The organism is Azospirillum cavernae (genome assembly GCF_003590795.1).
Lineage (GTDB): Bacteria > Pseudomonadota > Alphaproteobacteria > Azospirillales > Azospirillaceae > Azospirillum > Azospirillum cavernae.
In genome coordinates this window covers 39781-57992 of sequence record NZ_QYUL01000008.1, presented here as the reverse complement: position 1 = coordinate 57992, position 18212 = coordinate 39781, and the positions used below count along the sequence as shown (strand labels likewise).

Genomic DNA, 18212 nt, shown 5'->3' with positions numbered 1-18212 from the left:
GGCTCGCAACGAACAGCATGCCCGGTTCACGGCGGCGGATGATCTCCTCGTCCAGCGACCAGTGGCAGCGCCCCCAGAACTCGCAGTGCTTTTCGCCATCGTGGCAGAACGACGAGCGGATGCTCATTCCGACCTTGGCCGCCTTGTCGACCTCTTCGGCGCGTAGGCATGATTTTTCGCCATCCGGAGCCCTCGGATCGATCGGTGCCGAGCGACCCCGGATCACATGCACCTTGTTGGACCGCTTGCGGTATTCCCGCGCCACATCCTCGGCCAGGGCCAGGGTGGGCACGAGGTAGAGGATGGACTGGTTGACCTTGGCCGCCTCGACACGCAGGCGATCGAGGATATCGCAGATCGCTTCCAGGACTTTCCGTGTCTTGCCCAGGCCAGCCTTGCCCTTGATCACACGCGCCGGTGGTTTGACGGCGGCCCCTTCGGCCTTGGCATCGTAGTAGTTCTTCACCAGCCCGTCGAATTGGTCGATCAGCGCCTTGAGGCGCCGCGTCGCGATCCTCGCGTCAATCGCCGAGACGGGCTGTGGACCGGAGTGATCGACCGGGCCGAGGAGATCCTCCTCATTCCAGCCATGCCGTCCGGCGACCTCGATCAGTCTGGCCTTGGCTCCCGTGGCACCGCCGTCGGCAAGACCATCAGCAGTCGGGAGCCGACGGCCAAACGCCTCGCTAAGGACAACCTTGCAGCGCTCGACCGCAGCAGCCCGTGCGATGTCGGGCACGAACTGATTGGCGAGGGCCTGGAACGCGACATCATCATCAACGGCCTGTTTCAGGTCGTTGGCGTTGCGGATTAGCGCTGCATGGTTTCGCATGAGCGCTCATCCTTGCGGATCGCGCGATCGTCACCTTGCGGAAATGGTCGGCGGGCCATATATTTTCCGATGACGACAGCGGAGTTGAATCGAGCCATGATCACCTCTTGCTGCTTGGACGCCAGGGTCGCCACAACCCGAAGCGTCGGTTGATACAAATGCCCAGCATCACCGAAGCCCGGCCTGCCACGGCCGGGTTTCTCTTTTCAGACCTCCGTCTGAGCCTTTCGCGGCCGACCAGGACGGCGCGGAGCGTAGTTGACCTCGACCCCCTTGCCCTTCAGGAATGCGACGATTGCGTCACGCACCACGTCGGACAACTCGATGCCTTCGCGGGTGCAGGTCCGGTGAGCCAAATTGCGCAACGCTGGATCGACCGCGATCCTGATACCCGCGCTCATCCTACCGTCGATGATCTGGACTGCTGCGCTCATCACCGCTCTCCATTATACGATGGACATAATATAGGACGCCAAATGCCTTGGTGAAATACCTGCAGAGGGAAAATCTTCGCTTTTCGGAACATGCATGCCGTCTGGCATCAGATTTCCTTGGATCCTCAGGCAGTCGATCGGAAAAGGCCGTGCCGCTGCTATCACGATCGTGCGGCGTCAACTAGTTTACTTGGGCGTATTTTTCTGGCTTTGCATGGGGTAGTGATCAGGAAGGTCGCGCAGTCCCCCTTCCCTTGACCCTCCGCCCAGGATCTCGTCGAGCGGATCCGTCCCGAGCCGCAGTGCGCGGCGCAAGACTTCACTAACCAGGGCGTTGCGCGATCGGCCTGCGCGTTCGGCGATCCGGTCGACCTCCGCGATCCAGGTGCCCGGCAGCGTAATGGTGAGGCGCTCCGTTTCCCTCATTTCAGCCGCCGATTTCTTCCGGCCTCGATGCCCATTGGTTTCCCGGCGGCGTCCACCCCCTTCCCCTGCGTCCGGCTCGATGTCGGCACCGCCTCTCGGCAGCCCAGTGCTTGGAATATCCTGGGCGGTTGCGGCATCAATGAACCGAGCGATCGCCGCCTCATTCGCCTCACCATGTCCTTCGTGACCCGCCCCTGCCGTCTTGGGCTTCAGGATAAAGCCCTGTCCCAGGCTCGTGCTCGACCCGCTCGTATGTGTGTTGCTGCTCATGCTCCCTGCCCCCCTGCATCATTCCTGCTTCCACCGACCCCACTGGTCCCGCCGCTCAGGTCGGTGCCGACATCCTGCATCCGCATCGACCTCCAAGCCGCGACATAGTCGTCATGCTCACCGTTAAGCAGAGCGACGACCTCGTCGGCGAGTGCTGCAACCTCGGCGCAGGCCACGCGATCCCGATTGCGAGAGGGAATCTCCATTGCGGTCAGCCCCTGCTCCAGCGGCCGCGCATACGCGGTCCGTAGCCCAAGCGTCGAGATCGCCGGCCTGATGCCCTGCCCTGTCAGCAGGGCAATCGCTGCACGGGCTTTGGCGTTTCCGGCACCGCGGCGACCGCCCTCAGGTTCAGCCTTGTTGAGCAGCGCCAGCATCGGCAAGTCCTCGCGGACTACCCGCATCTCCAGCGCGATCCAGGCATCATCTTCCAACGTCCAGCAATCAAAAGCCGAGGGCCCGATCGGGATGAGCACGGCGTCGGCGATCGTCATCGCAGCCCGCTGGCCCCGATCATCATGGCCGCCTAGATCGATAACGGTCAAATCGTAATCGGGCGCCATTCGTGCGATTTCGGTGCGCAACCCTGTCCCACTCTGCCGGATGGTCGTTATTCCATCGTCGAGGTCGTAATCGGTCTCGATCTCGTCCACGGCCTTGCCAAGCCTCACCGCCGCGGTCTCGTAGGCTGTCCGTCGGCGGGTGGCGGCCCAGCGGGCGGAGGAGCGGCTGTGCTCGTCGCCATCGACCAACAGAACGCGGAGGCCGCGCCGCGCAAAGGCGACGGCGAGATGCACGGAGATTGTGGAAGCGCCTGGTCCGCCCTTCACCCCTCCCACAACCACTTTGTATCCTGCCCGGGCCACATTATTTGCGCCCGCTCCTGCAGGCCCGCGATCGGAACTCGCGCCAACGCTCCCTTCGCCTTCACCTCTCGTCACCGTATTCATACACACGCTCCTCGATGTCGGTCGGACCGATGACGTCCGTGCGATGGCGCTACAACGTTGGCGCAACGTCTCATCGCCTGCGGGTCACGAATCCGGGATGTTTTGGTGACCATGTTGTCGCCAAAACATTGCGTGAAGGTTCCTGCACCGAGTGATCGCCGTGAGCCGGGTTGATTTGCTGGCGCGAACGGATTGGGGACAGTGAGGCGCAGGATGCGGCGGGATCACGCCATTCCCGGTGTGCCATAGATCACCGGGCCGTTGCGCCAACGTTGCAGCGAGGTTGCTTGCGGCTCCCGTTAGGAATGCTTTCGGTTCCGGCTTCAGCCTGATTGAAAGGGGGCGCCGGAAACTCGGTGCCCATGAGGGGGCGGTGGCGTTGCTAATTGCAACACTTTCCGCGGCGGTCCTGATGTCGTCGAGGTGTTGCAATTAGCAACGCCCAACCCGTTCCGCCGATCAGCCTACAGGTTGATCGACGAAGAGGGCGTCGATAGCGTCCCGCATTTCCAGTAGCATCGCGCGGTCCGTGTCGGCCAACCGTTTGCGAGACGGATCCGGGTGGGAAGCCGGATGAGGAGAGCGCGTCTTGCGAACTCGACAACGAGATGCACGGCGACCATGGATGCCCCCCGACGACCAACTTGCTCATCGCCCGCCGCTTCACCTTGCCCTACGGCCCGCCGGTGGACGTCGCGCTGACGCCTTGTCGCCATCGCTTTTCGTCACCGTAACCATACGTTCCACGCGCGCCCCGAATTTATCGTACCGGTGACGTCGGGGCGATGTCGCTGCGACGTTCGCGCAACGTTTCGTCATCTGCCAGGTCACGCACTCGCGTTGTTTCTGTGACGATGTTGGTGCGGAAACGTTGCGCCGACGTTGCCGCAGGGTTGCCTGCGACTCCCGTCAGGAACGCTTTCGATTCCGGCTTCAGCCTGCCTGAAAAGGGAAGGACACCGGAAACTCGGTGCCCAAGGGAGGGCTATGGTGTTGCTAATTGCAACACCTGCCATTGCGGTCCTGATGTGGTTGGGGTGTTGCAATTAGCAACACCCAGCCTGTCCGCCGATCAGCCTACCGGTTCATCGACGAGGAGGGCATCAATGGCGTCCCGCATTTCCCGGAGCATCGTGCGGTCCGTGTCGGCCAACGGCTTGCCGGTGGGCTCGGTCCGCAGGGAAACCAAGGCATCACGCGTCGCCAGGACATTGCGGGCGATGCGCTTCGGCAGGCTCGAATGCACGATCTCGGCAGGGTCTTCGGAGGGGCGCCGCAACTTCGTCGTCGTCGCTTTGGCTTCACCAGGCTCGACCTCGGCGCCGGCATAGGTGCGCTTGGCCCTGTCCCAGGCGGTGGTCTGGGCGTCGGCATCCTTCAGGTCGGCGATATCCCGCAGCACCTTCATCGGCACCCGAACCTGAAGGTATTCCGCCCGGATCCGGGCGGGAAGATCGAGGACCTTCAGCGTCCGAGAGACTTCCGATTTCGCGATGCCGAAGTGCTTGCTGATGTCGCCCTGCGACCAGCCCCGCGTGGCAATGATGCGGGCGAAGCCGTCCGCGACTTCGAACGGGTTGAGGTCGGAGCGGAGCAGGTTCTCGACGAGCGCGATCTCGTCGGTGGGCACGTCGGCGTCGAGCACGACGGCGGTGATGGTTGGCTGCCCGAGGGCGCGGACGGCACGCAGACGCCGCTCACCGTAGGCGAGTTGGTACAGGCCGTTGGGTAGCGGCTTCACGCCGATCGGTTCGAGCAGGCCGTAGCGCTCGATGGACTCGGTCAGCGCCGTCAACTCGGCCTCGTCGAAGTCGCGACGCGGCTGATCGGGGTTGGTGGCGATCGAGTCCACCTCGACCTGGGCTGTGCGGGCGTTCCGGGTCTGGAACGAGACGGGCAGGGCGCTCTCCCCGGCCGGCTTGGTCTCGCGGCCTTCGCGCAGCGCGCCTAGCATCGCGTTGTTGGTGCGGCCAAGTTTACGCGACATGGGTCACCTCGCTCATGCGGATCCCGAAGCGTTTCGTGCGTTCGGCAACAAGGGCGTCGGCAACAGACCGTAGAGAGTCTGCGCCGGCAGCATTCGACACTGCGCTCACCGCCGCCTGTCCGGCCGCGAACGCCTGGCTGTAGACCGTTGCGCGTGGAAGCGGATCGAAGATCCGCGTGGTTCCCGAATACGCCTTCTGCAGTTCCAGCAGCGATTCCCGATCCTGAGTAAGGCGCTGGTTGAACATCGTCGGCAGGATCCCGAGCACCGTCAGCGTCGACTGGACGGTGTCGCGGATGTCGGAGATCGATTCGAGGATGTATTCGATGCCGAGCACCGACATGAGTTCGGTCTGGCAGGGAATGAGGACGGTGTCGGACGCTGTCAGGCTGTTCATCGTCATCTGCGCCAAGTGCGGCGGAGTGTCGATCACGATGAAGTCGTAGGTTTCGCGGAGCGGTGCGAGCGCCTTGCGCAGCGTGAAGATGCCGGTGACCTGGCCCTGAAGTTCGCCCTCCACCTTGGCAAGGCGGATGCTCGACGGCACGACGTCGAGGCCGGTGTCTTCCACGCTCAGCACGATATCGGTTAGCGTGGCTTCCTTGCGGAGCACGGCGTCAAGCGTGCGCCCCTTGCGGTGCAGGTCGATCGCGTTGAAGCCAAGGTGGATCGTGGCGCTGGCCTGGGGATCGGCGTCGATCAGCAACACCTTGTGCCCGCTCTGGGCAAGCATGGTCGCGACGTTCACGCTGGTCGTGGTCTTGCCCACTCCACCCTTCTGGTTGCTCACGGACACGACCAGGGCAGGGCCGTGCTTCACGCCGAGACCGGCGATCTCATTGTGCAGCAGATCGACCACTACCTGCGGCGGCTTGTCGGATCCGCGCTCCCAGCCGCTGACTCTCTGCTTGTCGTAGCGACGGTTGAGCCGTTCGTTGAGCCACGCCGCGAATTCGGACTGGCTCAGGCCGAGGCGCTCGCGGAATGCCTTCACATTATCCCCCAGCAAGCCCGGCTCCGATCAAAGGTGACGTCTGAGCCTTGGATACAGGTAGCGCCCACATCCGTCAAGAAACCGCTGTATTGGTAGAAACTGACTACCCACCACGGACGCATCCGTGGATGCTACGTATCGTGGGAGAAGGTTCAATGGAAGGGAGGGGCTGTTGCAAATAGCAACAGCGTCACAATGCTGGGACCGGCTGAGGATCGACGCGCTCCTGCTCCAGGAGCAGGCCCGTGTCCAGAATGACGCGGGCGATTTCGGCTCCCGCACCGGCGCGTGCGGCCAACGGCGCGAGAGGACCCGTGTGTCCTGCACGGCCCAGGTGGGCGACAAGGTCCTGACCCATGAGGTGCGGACGGATGGAGGCACCGAGGCTCTGCTCCAGATACTCGGCGATCCGGGCGCCTCCGGCATCGACATCACCCCAGTGCCATAGAATTGGCGGTGTCGGCGAGGTAGCCAGCAGGCGGCGAAGCAGCGACAGCACGGTCATGCTTGGGAAGCCGCCGGTGTAGACGGTGCACACATCATCTTGCCGGATCTCACGGACATGGCGGTGGAACGAGGTCAAATTTTCGATGGTCAGAATGCGTGGGCTTGCGACGTCCGCCCGCCAATGGAGCCCAGGCAACCATTCACGATGCGCCGTGATGAAGGGTGGCGTCGAGCCGGGCAGTCTGACATCGGATCCGACAACGGACAGATCGATCTCGACGGGGCCGGACAGGAAGACCGGAGCGGTGAACCGCAAGAGGCCAAAGCGTTCCAGCACGCCATCATCGGAAATTCCCGAGGGCTGCCGGTCATCCTCAGCGCCTGCCATGTCTTCCATCCCCGTAGATGCCGTGTCCCTCTCTGGACCGAAGCCCTGGATCACGTCACGGAGCATCGGCAGCAGCCCACCAAGATGGCGTTCGACGATCTTGCTGGCGTCGTTCGGATGCAGCGGAAAGACACGCGCGGAAAAGGTACGGGGATCGATTCCATCCGCTTCGCCTCGCGCCAGTGCGGCCAGGATCCGGAAGCGAGCCTTGATGTCGGCCTCGTCAGCGATGGCAAGACCGAAGGCGCTTTCACCACGCGTCCAACGGGCTGTGGCGCGGTCGAGCAGGTCATGCGTCCAACCCACCGCGGGCAGAAACGTCCGAACCATGTCCGCAACGCGGCGGGCTTGAACGGGCAAGCGCTCCACACCAAGAAACGCTGCGAGCCGGTCGGCGTCGGCGACGCGAATCTTCTCGATCAGATGCGTCCGCTCGAACCGTCCTAGGACAATGCTAACCGCACCGGCCGCCGCGGCCTGTTCCAGGATACGCCGGAACACCGCTTCGTCGGTTCCCGTGCGCAGACGGCTGTAGTCCGGGGTTTCGGATACCGATCGGTTCTCCTGTCGGCGGCGATCGGCTCTCCGCAACAGCCGAGCAAGCAGATTGGTCGCCACGGCTTGGGGAGTGTCTGGGTTCGGTGCCGAACCAGTGGATGAGCCGTGTCCGGGGCCCCCCTTCACGAGGCCGGATCCGGGGAACCGTTGGCGGTGTCGCCCGTCGCCTGCCCTTCCTGAAGCGCGGCGGTGCGGAAGCCGTCGAAGCCGATCAGGCGCGGGTTCGCTTTGCGAAACTCCGCATGGGCGAGGGGCTTGATCTCCTGAACGTCGATCATGATCGCGGTGCCCATTCGCGAGATCGTGACGATGGTGTCCATGAACTGCTCGAACGTCGAGCGCTCCTTGTCCGGGGCGGCGATGATCGTCTGCAGGCCCACGCTCTCGTTGAACTGAAGCACCTCGCTGACGACGGCGGCGTCCATCTTGGAGAACGCCTCGTCGAAGACGGCCATGGCGAGGCCGCCGTCGAGCCCCTTGCGGTCGGGGTAGCAGGTCGCGGCCAAAGCGGCGCCGATCGAGACATAGAACGGGACCTGCAACTGCCCACCGGATCCGGTGCCGATGCGGCGGGCCAGATCCGTCTTCACGTCCCCCTTGCGGTTCAGCATCTCCAGATGGAATTCGAAGTAACGCCGGGGATCCTCGATGTCGCCGATGTCCGCGTGCGGATCGAGAGCCAGGGCCTGGAGGCGTTTGAGCGCGTTCGAGGTGGCCTCGTCGAGAGCGCCGCCAGCCTCGCTCGCCTGCTCGAACAGGGGCAGGTCGAACTCCGGATCCGACGACCGGTTGATGAGGGTGATCATGTCCCGGTAGCCGGCCGCGTCGCGCTTGGAAAAGCGGTAGGTCAGGCCGTGGAAGTCGCGTTTGCGCAATTGGCGGTTCAGATCCTCCAGCACGCCCTCGATGGCGTCGAAGGCGCCACGCACCTTGCCAACGAAGTCCTCCTTGAAGGTCCGGATCGTGGCGTTGCGCGCCTCCGCAGCCCAGGGGAATCGCTTCAGGTTAACGGGCCGCCTTGTCGGATTAGTGTTTCGAGATAATCCTGGTCGAGGTTTGCGCGTTTTCGTCGGACCTTGAGGCTGTGCTTGTCGGTCGGCTTTCGGAGGAGGTTGATGGCGATATGGCGCACGATGGCCATGTTCTGGGGTCCGCTTCCTGATCTGAGGCGAGCGAGATCGTCGTGAAAGACGACATCGAGCACCCAATGGAGACCGTTTTCGATGCCCCAATGGGCGCGGACGGCACGGGCGAAGGTCTTGGCATCCAAGGTGGTGGAGCACAGGTAGTAGCGGCGGTCTCGCTGGGTCCGACCGTCGCGTTCCACGATGGTTTCGATCATGCCGATCATGGCGAGGCCGGGAAAGCGGGGTTCGTCGGGGTAGCGCCGGTCGGAGAAGAGCCAGCCGACGTCATGGCAGACGGTGTGGCGGCGGAGTTCCAGGCGGCCATGGTCATTGTCGATGGTCTCCAGCGTATCCGCGATCATCTCGGCCGGCGGATCGGCGAAGAAACGCTCGACATCGGCGTGGGTGGTCGGCCGATTGCCCTTGAGCGCCAAAAGATAGTCGGCGCCCTTGGCGCGGATGGTTTCGGCGATGGCGGTTTGGGCGCCCATGGCGTCGATGGTGACCAAGGCGCCCGCGAGTTCCAGGCGTTCCAGCAAGAGCGGGATGGCGGTGATCTCGTTGGACTTGGTTTCGGTCGCCTCCTGACCCAGGACCAAGCGCTGGCGCGCGGCCCAGGCCGAAACCAGATGCAACGGCGCCCGCCCTTTGGCCCGGTCATGGCTGCGCCGCGAGGTCTTGCCATCGATGGCGATGACGTCGGGCGTCTCCTCGCACAGTTGCGCCACCCAGCGGGTGAAGCATTCCTTGAACAGGTCGGGAGGCAAGGCGTTGATCACATCGTTCAACGTGTCGTGGGCGGGAAGACCGCGCTCGTAGGGCAGAAATCTCCGCAAAAACTCAAGCCGAAGGTCGCCCCACAGCCGGATCTCCACAAAATCTTCCATGCCGCTCAAGGTCGCGCACAAAACCAGCAGCAGGATTTCCGGCAGGGGATACACCACCCGCCACGACTGGCGGGGATCCTTCAACGCCGAAAAGTGATCCAACATCGAACGCGACGCCATGGTCGGCTCCCAAAGCCAAGGAGCCTTTCAGGAATCATAGAACCACACCTCTTGGAAAGGAGGACCGCCGTTAACCTGAAGCGATTGCCCTGCTCCGCAGCCTCCGCCTCCTTGCGCACCAACTCGTTATCGCGCAAGTCCTCCTCTTCGGAAGCGATCCACGTGGATACGGCATCGGCCATCAAGAAGCGCTCCTCGTCCCGTTCGGCCGCGCTTCTGGTATCGTCATCGGTCACGGTTTCCGATGACGCGGCCGGCACACAGTCCGGCCGTGGCAGGTCGAACGCATTGAGATAATCTCGGACCGTTCCGAACAGCGCGTCCTCGGTGCCGGAGACGCGCTTGAAGGTCTGAACCAGGACGAAGTTTTCCAGATGCGCCAGAATGGCGTTCAGCCACCGCGGGTCGTCGATGGGAAAGGCGATGGCCTCGCGGTCCGTCGGCTGGATGATGCGCGTGAAATCGGGCTGACCGGGATCGGTGTCGGCGAACATCAGGCTGCGCTGCTCGTCCGCGTGCTCCTGGCTGATCACCCTGGCCGCGTAGAGCAAGGCGTCGTCCGACTTTTCCTGAATGGACCGGATTGCCTCTTCATTGCTTGCCAGGGCCTCCTCAAGGCTGTCAAGAGTGGTCTCCAGGCGTCCCTTTGAAACGTTCTTTGTGGCGGCTTCGGTTTCGACCGCCTTGAGGTCCCTTTCGGCGGCAAGGATGGCCTGGGTGATGCCGCGATCCTGCTCTTCGGCGATCCGCGCCCGCTCCAGGTTCGCGGTCACGAAGCGCTCTGTCAACGTGCTCAAGGTGCAGGTATCGCGCGTCAGGTCCACGGGAACCAGCCGGTTCGCCTGGTCTTCGCACGCGCGCAAAACCCGCTGGCTGGCGATGAGGTTGGCTCGTTCATCGCTCAACATGCGCAGGGACGCTTCAGCCTCCCGCCGCTCCGCCCGCAGTTGTTCAAGCGCTCCTTGGGTGTCGACGCAGCCAAGCAAGAGGGGAGAGGGAGCCCGCAACTTGCGCACGGTCCGGGCGGCCGCATGCATGAGATCGACCGTGATGGCCGAGTCCTCGCGGCGAAGTTCGGTTTCGGTGCGGACCATCATCAGCCCGCCCAGCAGATAGTCGAGAAACGCGCGCGCGTGACGATTGTCGGTATCGACGACGGTGGCCAGCGATCCACGCTTCGCCGGCCTGGTATCGGGTGTCTTGGTCGTGTTGACGATCGATGCCCCGTCGATGTCCGTGCGCCGATAGACGGACAAGGCGGTTTCATAGATCTCCGGCGCGACCAGCAGCGCCTCGCGCCGATCACCAAGAACGGCCTCCGCGGCCAAGCGCCACTCCTCATCGACGCCGGTCACGCGTTCGCACAGCGGCGACGCGTCGATCCCGGCCCGCTGGAGGGCCTGGAGGAGGGGGATGGTGGTGCGCCGGTTCAGCAGGCTCTTTCCGGCGCTCACGCGGCGAATGTTTTCGTCGATGGCGGAGATGTCCGCCTCGATGGCGGTCATGCGGCTTTGCACGGTGGTTGCGCGCTGCTCCACCATGCGCAGCACGCGTCCGGCAACGGCAACCAATCCTGCATCCGTGAGCGCAACGGCAAGGACCGCTTTCTCCTCGACCTTGAGATTGGCTGATCCCTCGGTGCGCGTTACGAGATCCAGGAAGTCGGTCAACGCATCGGGAGCGATGGCCTTGATGATGGGCAGCGCCTGGCGCAGGGCATCGACCAGACGGCAGGCAGCCGTCAGAGCCTCGCCAGTCGTTACCTCCCGACGCGACAGGTCGATGCTGCGGATCTCCAGGTCGAGAGCGGCGAGGGCCTGAGCCGAAGCACTGGTGTCTCTCGCTTGGCGGAGATCGGCAAGCCGTTGCGTCAGGTCGGCTCGCGTCGCTTCGAACCTGCGCAGGGCTTCGATGACGTCGATGAGCGTATCCCGTGCCTCCACCTGCTTGCGGCGGTTGCTCTCGCGGTCGGTCATGACCTGATGCAGGCGTCCTTGCAACGCGCCAAGACGGCGGCGAGCCAATAGAGCGCGCTGCGCACGGATTTCACGAGCGCGTTCGGAAAGCGCTTTGACGCTTTCCAGCCGGCGCTTCAGTTCATCGACCTTCTTTTCGATCTCGGCGTAGCGCGCGATCGAAGCCCGCATTTCCGCGACCGACACCGGATAGGGATCAAGGATGTAGTTGCGGACGAATTCGGTGGAGGACGTCACCGCCTTGAAGGTGAGCGCGTTGCGCAAGTTCTTGAGGAACTTGCTCTTGTCCATCTTCCCGAACTCCGGCCCGAGAATGTGGCAGATCTCGGTGACGAAGAGGTCCGGGCTATTGGCTATCAGCAGATCAAGGGCCGGATCCGCCTCGATGGCGGCCCGAACTTCCTCCCAGGGCTTCGCTTCGCTCCAGCGCCTGCCGTCCTCATACACACCCTCCTCGGCCACATCGTCGGTGGTCAGGATGCGTCCCTCAACGATGAACAGGGCTTTGGGATTTTCGCGTTCGCGATCCTTGTGCGCTTCGAGGCAGAGGCCGACCGTAACTTGGCGGTGTGTGTCGGTGCGCTCGAAACCGAGCAGCAGGTAGGTGACCGCCTGATCACGCAGGAGCATCGCCCCTTCTCCGCTGCCCTCCAGGTCGGCGTCGTCGATGGCGCCGAGGCAATAGTCGCGGACAGTGCGCTTGGACTTCACCGACCGGGCGATTTCCTCGTTCTGCACCGAGGCGTTCAGGCGCAGGCGTGTGCGGTCGTTGCCGGTCAGGACGGTCTGGATCGCGTCCAGGATCACGGATTTTCCCGCACCGTTGTGCCCCAGCAGGGCGATGCGTCCGCGAACCTGGATGTCGTCCTTGAAGAAGGCGTACCAGTTCACGAAGCCGAGATGGCGCAGTTCGAAGAAGGACGGCCGCGGCCGATCTTCGTCGGGAAGGGTGGGAGGAGAAAGCGCCGTCCCGGACAAGGCGGCCTGCTTGAGCGTCTGATCGAGGGAATCGGGCATGTGAACCTCAAGGATGTCGGCCGACGGAAGAGGGGACGCTTGGTCAGATCATCGGCGTGGGATCAGGAACGGGATCGGGATCGGGATCGCCTGCGCCGTCGAGATCCTGCGCTTCATCGCGAAGGGGATCCTCTTCCGGCCTGCCGGTGCCGTTCGCGGCCCCCTGGGCATAGCGCAGAAGGGATTCCAGCGTCGCCTCGGCCATGGCAAGACGGATGGCTGGCCGGATCTCCAGCATGGCATCCTGTCCCTGCTCGTCGAGAAACCGAACGAGACCGTGGCGCTGGAAGCGCCGGACCAATTCGGTGCTGCGCGTGACCGACGGGCGTTTGCGCATGGTGCGCTCCTCGATCATGGTCCAGACTTCCGCCAGCGTCGTGTCGCACCGTCCGCGTTCCTTGATGTCGAAGGAGCGCACCCGTTCCTCGTAGATGACGCGCAACGCCAGGAGGAAGAGGGTTTCGTCCAAGCGCATGGCGCGTGGCGCCGCACCGGCCTGGTCGATGATGCCGATCAGACGTTCCTTCTCATCGAGGAGGAAATCATATCCCAGGGCGTCGAACAGCGACTCGAAGTAGGCCCGGTAGCGCCGTCCGAGTTCGTAGGGCCTCGTGCCGCCATGATCATCGCCATAGATGAACTGGCGATCCCAGAGAGCCCGTGTCGTGGCCAGGAGGTCCTGTTGGAGGGTTTCCGCTTCCTTCCCAGACGCGCGGTCGAGAATGGCACTGAGGTCCTGCAGCATGGGCGATCCTCTATGCGCTGGGGGTGGAACGAGGGAGTCTGGATCCGGGTTTTGTTCTTCGGGTCGAAGGGCCACTGCCGTCCCGAACTGGCTGGACGCTGGGAGGCGATCCCGGATCCGCCGGCGAGATGCGTTGCAACGCGAAATCCCGGCAGATCAGCCAGTCGTTGTCGACGAGGCCATCGCGGTGCTCGATGACGTACCCGTTCGGCAGGGGGATCCTGGCCACCGGCATGGAGCGCAGGGCCGAGAAAATAAGGAACTCCTCGATGTCGGACGGAGGCAGGTCGGCGGCTGTGATTTCGGCGCGTCCCTCCGTCGCGGCGGCGTCGACCTTGTCGCGCACGTAATCGCCGAAGCGTTCCGGCGTGATGCGCAGACGACGATCGAACGCTTGCTTGGCGTGCTCGAACGCCTGCCAGAGAGGATCGGGCTTCGGTCGCATGTAGCGCTTGTTCTCCACCGGCGAATACGGCTTTTCCGGCTTCGCGAGCCGCTCGCCATCGATGTGAGACGGGGTCTCGAAGAGCAAGGTTTCGACTGGAATCTCGGCGCCGTAGTCGAGATCCGGCAATGCCCGAGCAATGTCCGCCAATCCCTTGGCGAACCGTTCTGCACGTCCGCTCTCGACCAGATCCATGTAGCGCAGCGTGTTGGAAAAGCGGCGTTCGATGGTGCTTTTCGTGCGGTCGATGCGGTCGCGGAACGTGTCGATGGCTTCGATGGCCAAGCGAATGTCGCGCAGTTGCCCGTCGAGTTGGGCTTGGGCGTCGGCTGGTGTTTCCGCCACACCTTGCGCCACCAGGCTGTCCGCGACGGTCTGGAACAGCACCGGATCCGAACCGATGGTGTCCGCCATCTCCAAGATCTTGTACCGGTATCGGTAGGGGTGGTTGCGCACGGATGTCAGTTTCCGGTAGTCCCCGATCACGATCCTTTGCACGAAGTCGTCGAAGAACGTCTTGACCAGACTGTTCACGGTGGCCTGAGACAGCAGGGACTGTTCGATATCCTTCAGATTGCCGACGACACCACGGGCGTAGCGGGCGAACTGCTTGGCGCGCTGCGCCGCCTCGGCAACCCCTTGGGCGTTGGTCCCGGCGTCCCGCGTCACGCTTTCCAAGGTGCTGTAGACGCTGATGAACGTGCCGCCGAACGTCTCGGCCTTCCGTTCCGCGAGTCCGCACAGCGTGCTCAGAACTTGCGTGGCCGCAGCGTTCATTTCAACGTGGGTGGTCCATCCCTCCCTCTGCTCCAGCAGCCAGCCGGTTTCGATCAACTCCATGTAGGCAAGGGGAGCAGTCAGATGGAATTCCTCACGCTCGTCGTCTGGGAGCGCCCTTGTGAAGGTCAGCAGGCCCTCTTCCAGATCCACCATGACGTCGTCACGCGTCGGCTGGCGGGTCGTGTCGAGCCCGAACAAGCCATCGTGCAGCCGCGAGAGCAGGCGTTCGTAGGCGTGCCGATATTTGTTTGCCAAAGGGCGGAAGATGTCGTCCGGGAGTGCGCTGAAAAGCAATGGAACCCCCTCTCACACGCCATGTCATTCCAGTTCGTGGCTTGGAAGACGGCCTTATTTCAACCGTAGCGGTTAAAACTGGGGATGGTCAACTGGGATCGAAGTGCGAAACCCCATGTGTCGCTCCTCATTCGTAAGAATCCGGAACTTCCGAAGCACACGTTCGAAAACCATATAGGAAGGGGTATGCGAAAGCGTTATCAAGAATATGGGCCACCGAAATCGCATGATCGTCTTCGTCGAGCGCATTCCTGTGTGACCTTTTCCAAGGCGCATACTCGGAGGCGCGATGGTCGAGTGGCTGCCAGCGAAACCGACACCGATGACGCTTTCGATAGCGACGGGGGAAGGGAAGGGCGGGGTAAATCCGCCCTTCCCTCGCTCAGAACCAGTCCCAGTTCACAGAGCGGCGCCGGGCCGGGAGGATGACATCGTCATCGACACGGGCGAGAGCCCGATGGATGGCGTTGCGGTCGGCGTGCCGGCTTCGGGCGTTGTAGATGCGCCGGAACCGTGCGGGACCGCTGCGCTCGCCGGGCCGGGTTTCGCGGTGGAAGGCAGCGAGCAGGTGGCGAACGACCAGACTTTCATCGACGGCAACGGCATCATGGCGGAGCCGACGACTTCCGATTCGCCAGCCATTCTCGACGTAGCGCTTCCAGTTCGGCTCGTCCTCGCCGCGCTCCCACGGCAGGAAATACCAGTCGATCTCATGCCGACGTTGGACGAGGTCGCGCTGGCGACGCAGGGTTCGGGACATTGATTGTGCTCCTCTTCGTTGTGCACAATCGGTCATCCAAATGTATCGCCTTGAGCAGCATGTGCTGCCTCCCTGTCCTTCGAAGCCGGATCCGGCGTCTTCACCAACCGGATCGCCATCCTGGAGGATGGCTGCGGAAAATGTACCTCCAGCGGAGGCATCGGCAAGCGGCTTTTTCCCTGTCCAGAAGGGATGAGGCGCTGCTGAGAAACCAGCCCCAGCCAGTCTGTCTGACAGCGGCAAGCGACTGGTGTCTTGTCGCGCCCCGCATAAGATCGGCTGAGACGCGAACAGCAGTGGAGATGCGCGCATGGAAGTGAGGGTGCTGTCCCAGCAAGGCGTGCTCGACGGCGGAGCCGAGGGCGCCGACGTGATCGTGTCCATCCGCAGAACCGCATCCGACATCCCGATGGCGGATCTCGACCTCGCCTGCATGCAGGCGACGCTCGGCGATGTCGATGCCCTTCTGGCGCTGCGGTTCGACGACATTGCGATTCCCGCCTACGGTTCTTTCCGAGGTCCGACCATGGACGACGTGTCCGCCATCATCAAGTTCGGCCGGCGGATCCGGGAGCGTAAGCCGGAGGGCAGGGTGGTGGTCCATTGCCTCCACGGCGTCTCGCGGAGCGCCGCCATGGCGCTGACGCTGATCGCCGACGGACCTTGGGCCCCGGCCGCGAGGAGGAAACGGTGCAGCGGCTTCTGGCGCAGGATGTGGAGGGCGCATGCACCCCAACCCTCTGATCGTCAGCATGGCCGACGCCGCCTTGTTCCGATACGGCGCCTTGGATGTCGCCCTGGCGGCCGTCAGCCCGCGCTACGTCAAGTGGCGCACCTTCTGGCGTCAGGCGGCGGCCGATCCCGCTCGCCACTGGGAGAGGTCCCGGAAGGCACGCTTCCGCCGACGGACTCCGGACTGACACCAGCCGGCTGGCGTCGAGTGCAGCGGCCTACAGGTAGCGGCAGTATGTCTCGACTTTCGCGCGAACCGGCCAGGTCGCCAACCATCCGATTCTGACCAGCCGACGCCGCAGCGCGACCCGTCCGCTCAGCCTGAGCCGGATGGTCGCCGCGCGCTGGTCGATCTCGTCGCAGGCGAGGGCGGTCGTCACACCCGCCTCGCACAAGAACGGCTTATCCTGTCCGCTGCCCCGGATGGGCACCGATCGCAAGAGCGGTAGCGCGATGCCGCTCGTCGGAGCAACGGCTTTCGGCTTCGACTTCAACGGTGCCAAGTTCCGCTTGTGGGCCGGCTTCCTGGCGAAGAGGTCCGGGCCGCAGTAATCGGCGAAGGCAATCGCCTCCGCCTCCGCCGGAAACTCGATCCGCAGGATGTGGTCGTAGAGGTCGAACACATCCTCCTTCTTCCTGGCACCGAAGACCTCGTAATCGAACATCGTCGATTGATGGGATGCTGTGGGTGCGACATAGGGGAGCCAGGCGGCGAACCGTTCCAGCCGGTCCGAAAAGCCGATCACCGCGAGGTGGATCACGGCGCCGGACCGCGTCAGGGCGAAGTCGTGGAAGATCTCCTTCAATCCGTTGGGCATGGCCTGGTCCAGGTGGAGGGAGCGCACGACCGGGATGGAGCATCCGGTCGAAGAGATTCTACCACGACGTCGGGTCATTCATGGAGTGGTGTAGACGGATGGTCTTCCATAAGGCGTCGGTTGCACTTTTCCCGTTCTGGACAATCCGGTTAGACTGCCGGCTTTCCGATCGGAGCCTTCACCCACATGTCGTCGACCTTTCCAGGCGTGAACGCAGCGCCCCAGTACCAGTCCGAGTTTCTTCGCTTCCTGAATCCCCTGCTGGACGCACTGCGGGACAGAGGCGGGCAAGCGCGGCCGCGGGAGGTCTACGAGGTCATCGCGGACCGGTTGGGCCTGTCGCCGGAGGAAAGGGCGGCGACCGTCAAGTCAGGTGGGGTGCGCTTCGAGAACCAGATCGCGTGGGCGCGATCCTATCTCGTGCAGACCGGCTACATGGATTCCCCTGGACACGGGATCTGGCGCCTGACGGAGAAGGGAAAGGCCGTCCATTTGGATGGGCCGGACATCGACGCGATCTATCGACAAGTGCAGGAATTCAGGGCGCTGCAGAAGATGGGACAGGTGGATGCCGCGCCGCCGACATCCTTGGCGACGGAAAGCGCTGCCGAGCCGGCCACCGTCGTTGAGGCTGACGCTGTTGAGGACGATGCCATCGCCCCGTCACCACAGACCTCTCCCTACAGCGACCATCGTCCCGGATTGGTCGCGCTCATCGCCAGCATGTCGTCGGCCGGCTTCGAGGAGTTCTGCTCGGAACTGCTCTCCCGCGTCGGCGTCGAGGACGTTCAGACGACCCGCTATTCCAAGGACGGCGGCATCGACGGCATCGGGCGCTTGAGGATCAACGAGTTCGTCGCCATGCCGGTGGCGTTTCAGGCGAAGAAACCCGACATGTCCGGTCGCAAGGTGACGTCCGAGGAAATCCAGCGATTCCGGGGCGCGATGGACGGGAACATCGCCAAGGGAATCTTCTTCACGACCACCGCCTTTACCGAAGACGCGAAGCGGGAGGCCAAGCGGTCGGGAAAGGTCGAGGTCGAACTGGTCGACCTCGATCGGATCCTCGAAATCTGCGAATCCTACGGTATCGGGCTGACCGAGCAGAAGATTCTGGTCCCCAATCCGCAGTTCTTCGAGCGGTTTCGCCATTAACCGCCGCGCCCCTCGACGCCGGGAGGGCGATCCCAGCCCTCTTGGCCAAAGAACGGTCTTGGTCAAGGAA

Annotated in this window: 15 protein-coding genes; 1 reads left to right on the top strand and 14 read right to left on the bottom strand. The window is 63.5% G+C overall.

What is annotated here, in order from left to right; genetic code table 11:
• The 14 genes from D3877_RS29210 to D3877_RS29140 form a co-directional block, all read right to left on the bottom strand.
• Positions 1 to 832: DEAD/DEAH box helicase family protein (locus D3877_RS29210; RefSeq protein WP_147395364.1), on the bottom strand; the 832-nt coding region annotated here is incomplete at its 3' end.
• A 206-nt stretch (positions 833 to 1038) separates the two neighbouring features.
• Positions 1039 to 1266: a hypothetical protein gene (locus D3877_RS29205; protein WP_119834320.1), complete on the bottom strand. Its 228-nt coding sequence runs from the start codon at positions 1264 to 1266 to the stop codon at positions 1039 to 1041.
• A 186-nt stretch (positions 1267 to 1452) separates the two neighbouring features.
• Positions 1453 to 1962, bottom strand: a complete 510-nt coding sequence (locus D3877_RS29695) for a ribbon-helix-helix domain-containing protein (protein ID WP_147395362.1) — start codon at positions 1960 to 1962, stop codon at positions 1453 to 1455.
• Positions 1959 to 2912 carry a division plane positioning ATPase MipZ gene (locus D3877_RS29195; protein WP_119834318.1) on the bottom strand — a complete coding sequence of 318 codons (954 nt, stop codon included), beginning with the start codon at positions 2910 to 2912 and terminating at the stop codon, positions 1959 to 1961. Before D3877_RS29195 ends, D3877_RS29695 begins: the two co-directional genes overlap by 4 nt.
• 1072 nt (positions 2913 to 3984) lie before the next feature.
• Positions 3985 to 4899: a ParB/RepB/Spo0J family partition protein gene (locus tag D3877_RS29190; protein WP_119834317.1), complete on the bottom strand. Its 915-nt coding sequence runs from the start codon at positions 4897 to 4899 to the stop codon at positions 3985 to 3987.
• On the bottom strand, positions 4889 to 5908 hold the full coding sequence (locus D3877_RS29185; protein ID WP_119834316.1) for an AAA family ATPase: 1020 nt from the start codon (positions 5906 to 5908) through the stop codon (positions 4889 to 4891). Before D3877_RS29185 ends, D3877_RS29190 begins: the two co-directional genes overlap by 11 nt.
• A gap of 175 nt (positions 5909 to 6083) precedes the next feature.
• On the bottom strand, positions 6084 to 7346 hold the full coding sequence (locus tag D3877_RS29180) for a Wadjet anti-phage system protein JetD domain-containing protein (protein WP_147395360.1): 1263 nt from the start codon (positions 7344 to 7346) through the stop codon (positions 6084 to 6086).
• 62 nt (positions 7347 to 7408) lie between these two features.
• Entirely contained in the window at positions 7409 to 8215 is an 807-nt protein-coding gene (locus D3877_RS29175) for an SbcC/MukB-like Walker B domain-containing protein (protein ID WP_119834314.1), read from the bottom strand.
• Between the two features lie 71 nt (positions 8216 to 8286).
• The gene (locus tag D3877_RS29170; protein ID WP_119834313.1) at positions 8287 to 9420 is read right to left on the bottom strand and encodes an ISAs1 family transposase; all 1134 of its coding nucleotides are present in this window, start codon (positions 9418 to 9420) and stop codon (positions 8287 to 8289) included.
• On the bottom strand, positions 9381 to 12413 hold the full coding sequence (locus D3877_RS29165; RefSeq protein WP_119834312.1) for an ATP-binding protein: 3033 nt from the start codon (positions 12411 to 12413) through the stop codon (positions 9381 to 9383). The genes D3877_RS29170 and D3877_RS29165 overlap by 40 nt, the downstream gene beginning before the upstream one ends.
• Positions 12414 to 12456: 43 nt before the next feature.
• Positions 12457 to 13158: a DUF4194 domain-containing protein gene (locus D3877_RS29160; RefSeq protein ID WP_119834311.1), complete on the bottom strand. Its 702-nt coding sequence runs from the start codon at positions 13156 to 13158 to the stop codon at positions 12457 to 12459.
• Between the two features lie 10 nt (positions 13159 to 13168).
• Positions 13169 to 14677 carry a Wadjet anti-phage system protein JetA family protein gene (locus tag D3877_RS29155; protein WP_119834310.1) on the bottom strand — a complete coding sequence of 503 codons (1509 nt, stop codon included), beginning with the start codon at positions 14675 to 14677 and terminating at the stop codon, positions 13169 to 13171.
• Positions 14678 to 15059: 382 nt separating this feature from the next.
• Positions 15060 to 15437 (bottom strand): hypothetical protein, encoded by a 378-nt coding sequence (locus tag D3877_RS29690; protein ID WP_147395358.1) that lies wholly within the window; start codon positions 15435 to 15437, stop codon positions 15060 to 15062.
• Between the two features lie 950 nt (positions 15438 to 16387).
• Positions 16388 to 16987 (bottom strand): hypothetical protein, encoded by a 600-nt coding sequence (locus D3877_RS29140; protein WP_147395356.1) that lies wholly within the window; start codon positions 16985 to 16987, stop codon positions 16388 to 16390.
• Between the two features lie 186 nt (positions 16988 to 17173).
• Between D3877_RS29140 and D3877_RS29135 the strand changes: the two genes are divergently transcribed.
• Positions 17174 to 18142 carry a restriction endonuclease gene (locus D3877_RS29135; protein WP_119834306.1) on the top strand — a complete coding sequence of 323 codons (969 nt, stop codon included), beginning with the start codon at positions 17174 to 17176 and terminating at the stop codon, positions 18140 to 18142.
• Positions 18143 to 18212: the final 70 nt, after the last annotated feature.

Coding starts and splice junctions, on each gene's coding strand:
- D3877_RS29205 (WP_119834320.1), bottom strand. CDS start 1,266: ATGAGCGCAGCAGTCCAGATCATCGACGGTAGGATGAGCGCGGGTATC.
- D3877_RS29695 (WP_147395362.1), bottom strand. CDS start 1,962: ATGAGCAGCAACACACATACGAGCGGGTCGAGCACGAGCCTGGGACAG.
- D3877_RS29195 (WP_119834318.1), bottom strand. CDS start 2,912: ATGAATACGGTGACGAGAGGTGAAGGCGAAGGGAGCGTTGGCGCGAGT.
- D3877_RS29190 (WP_119834317.1), bottom strand. CDS start 4,899: ATGTCGCGTAAACTTGGCCGCACCAACAACGCGATGCTAGGCGCGCTG.
- D3877_RS29170 (WP_119834313.1), bottom strand. CDS start 9,420: ATGGCGTCGCGTTCGATGTTGGATCACTTTTCGGCGTTGAAGGATCCC.
- D3877_RS29165 (WP_119834312.1), bottom strand. CDS start 12,413: ATGCCCGATTCCCTCGATCAGACGCTCAAGCAGGCCGCCTTGTCCGGG.
- D3877_RS29160 (WP_119834311.1), bottom strand. CDS start 13,158: ATGCTGCAGGACCTCAGTGCCATTCTCGACCGCGCGTCTGGGAAGGAA.
- D3877_RS29690 (WP_147395358.1), bottom strand. CDS start 15,437: ATGTCCCGAACCCTGCGTCGCCAGCGCGACCTCGTCCAACGTCGGCAT.
- D3877_RS29140 (WP_147395356.1), bottom strand. CDS start 16,987: ATGCCCAACGGATTGAAGGAGATCTTCCACGACTTCGCCCTGACGCGG.
- D3877_RS29135 (WP_119834306.1), top strand. CDS start 17,174: ATGTCGTCGACCTTTCCAGGCGTGAACGCAGCGCCCCAGTACCAGTCC.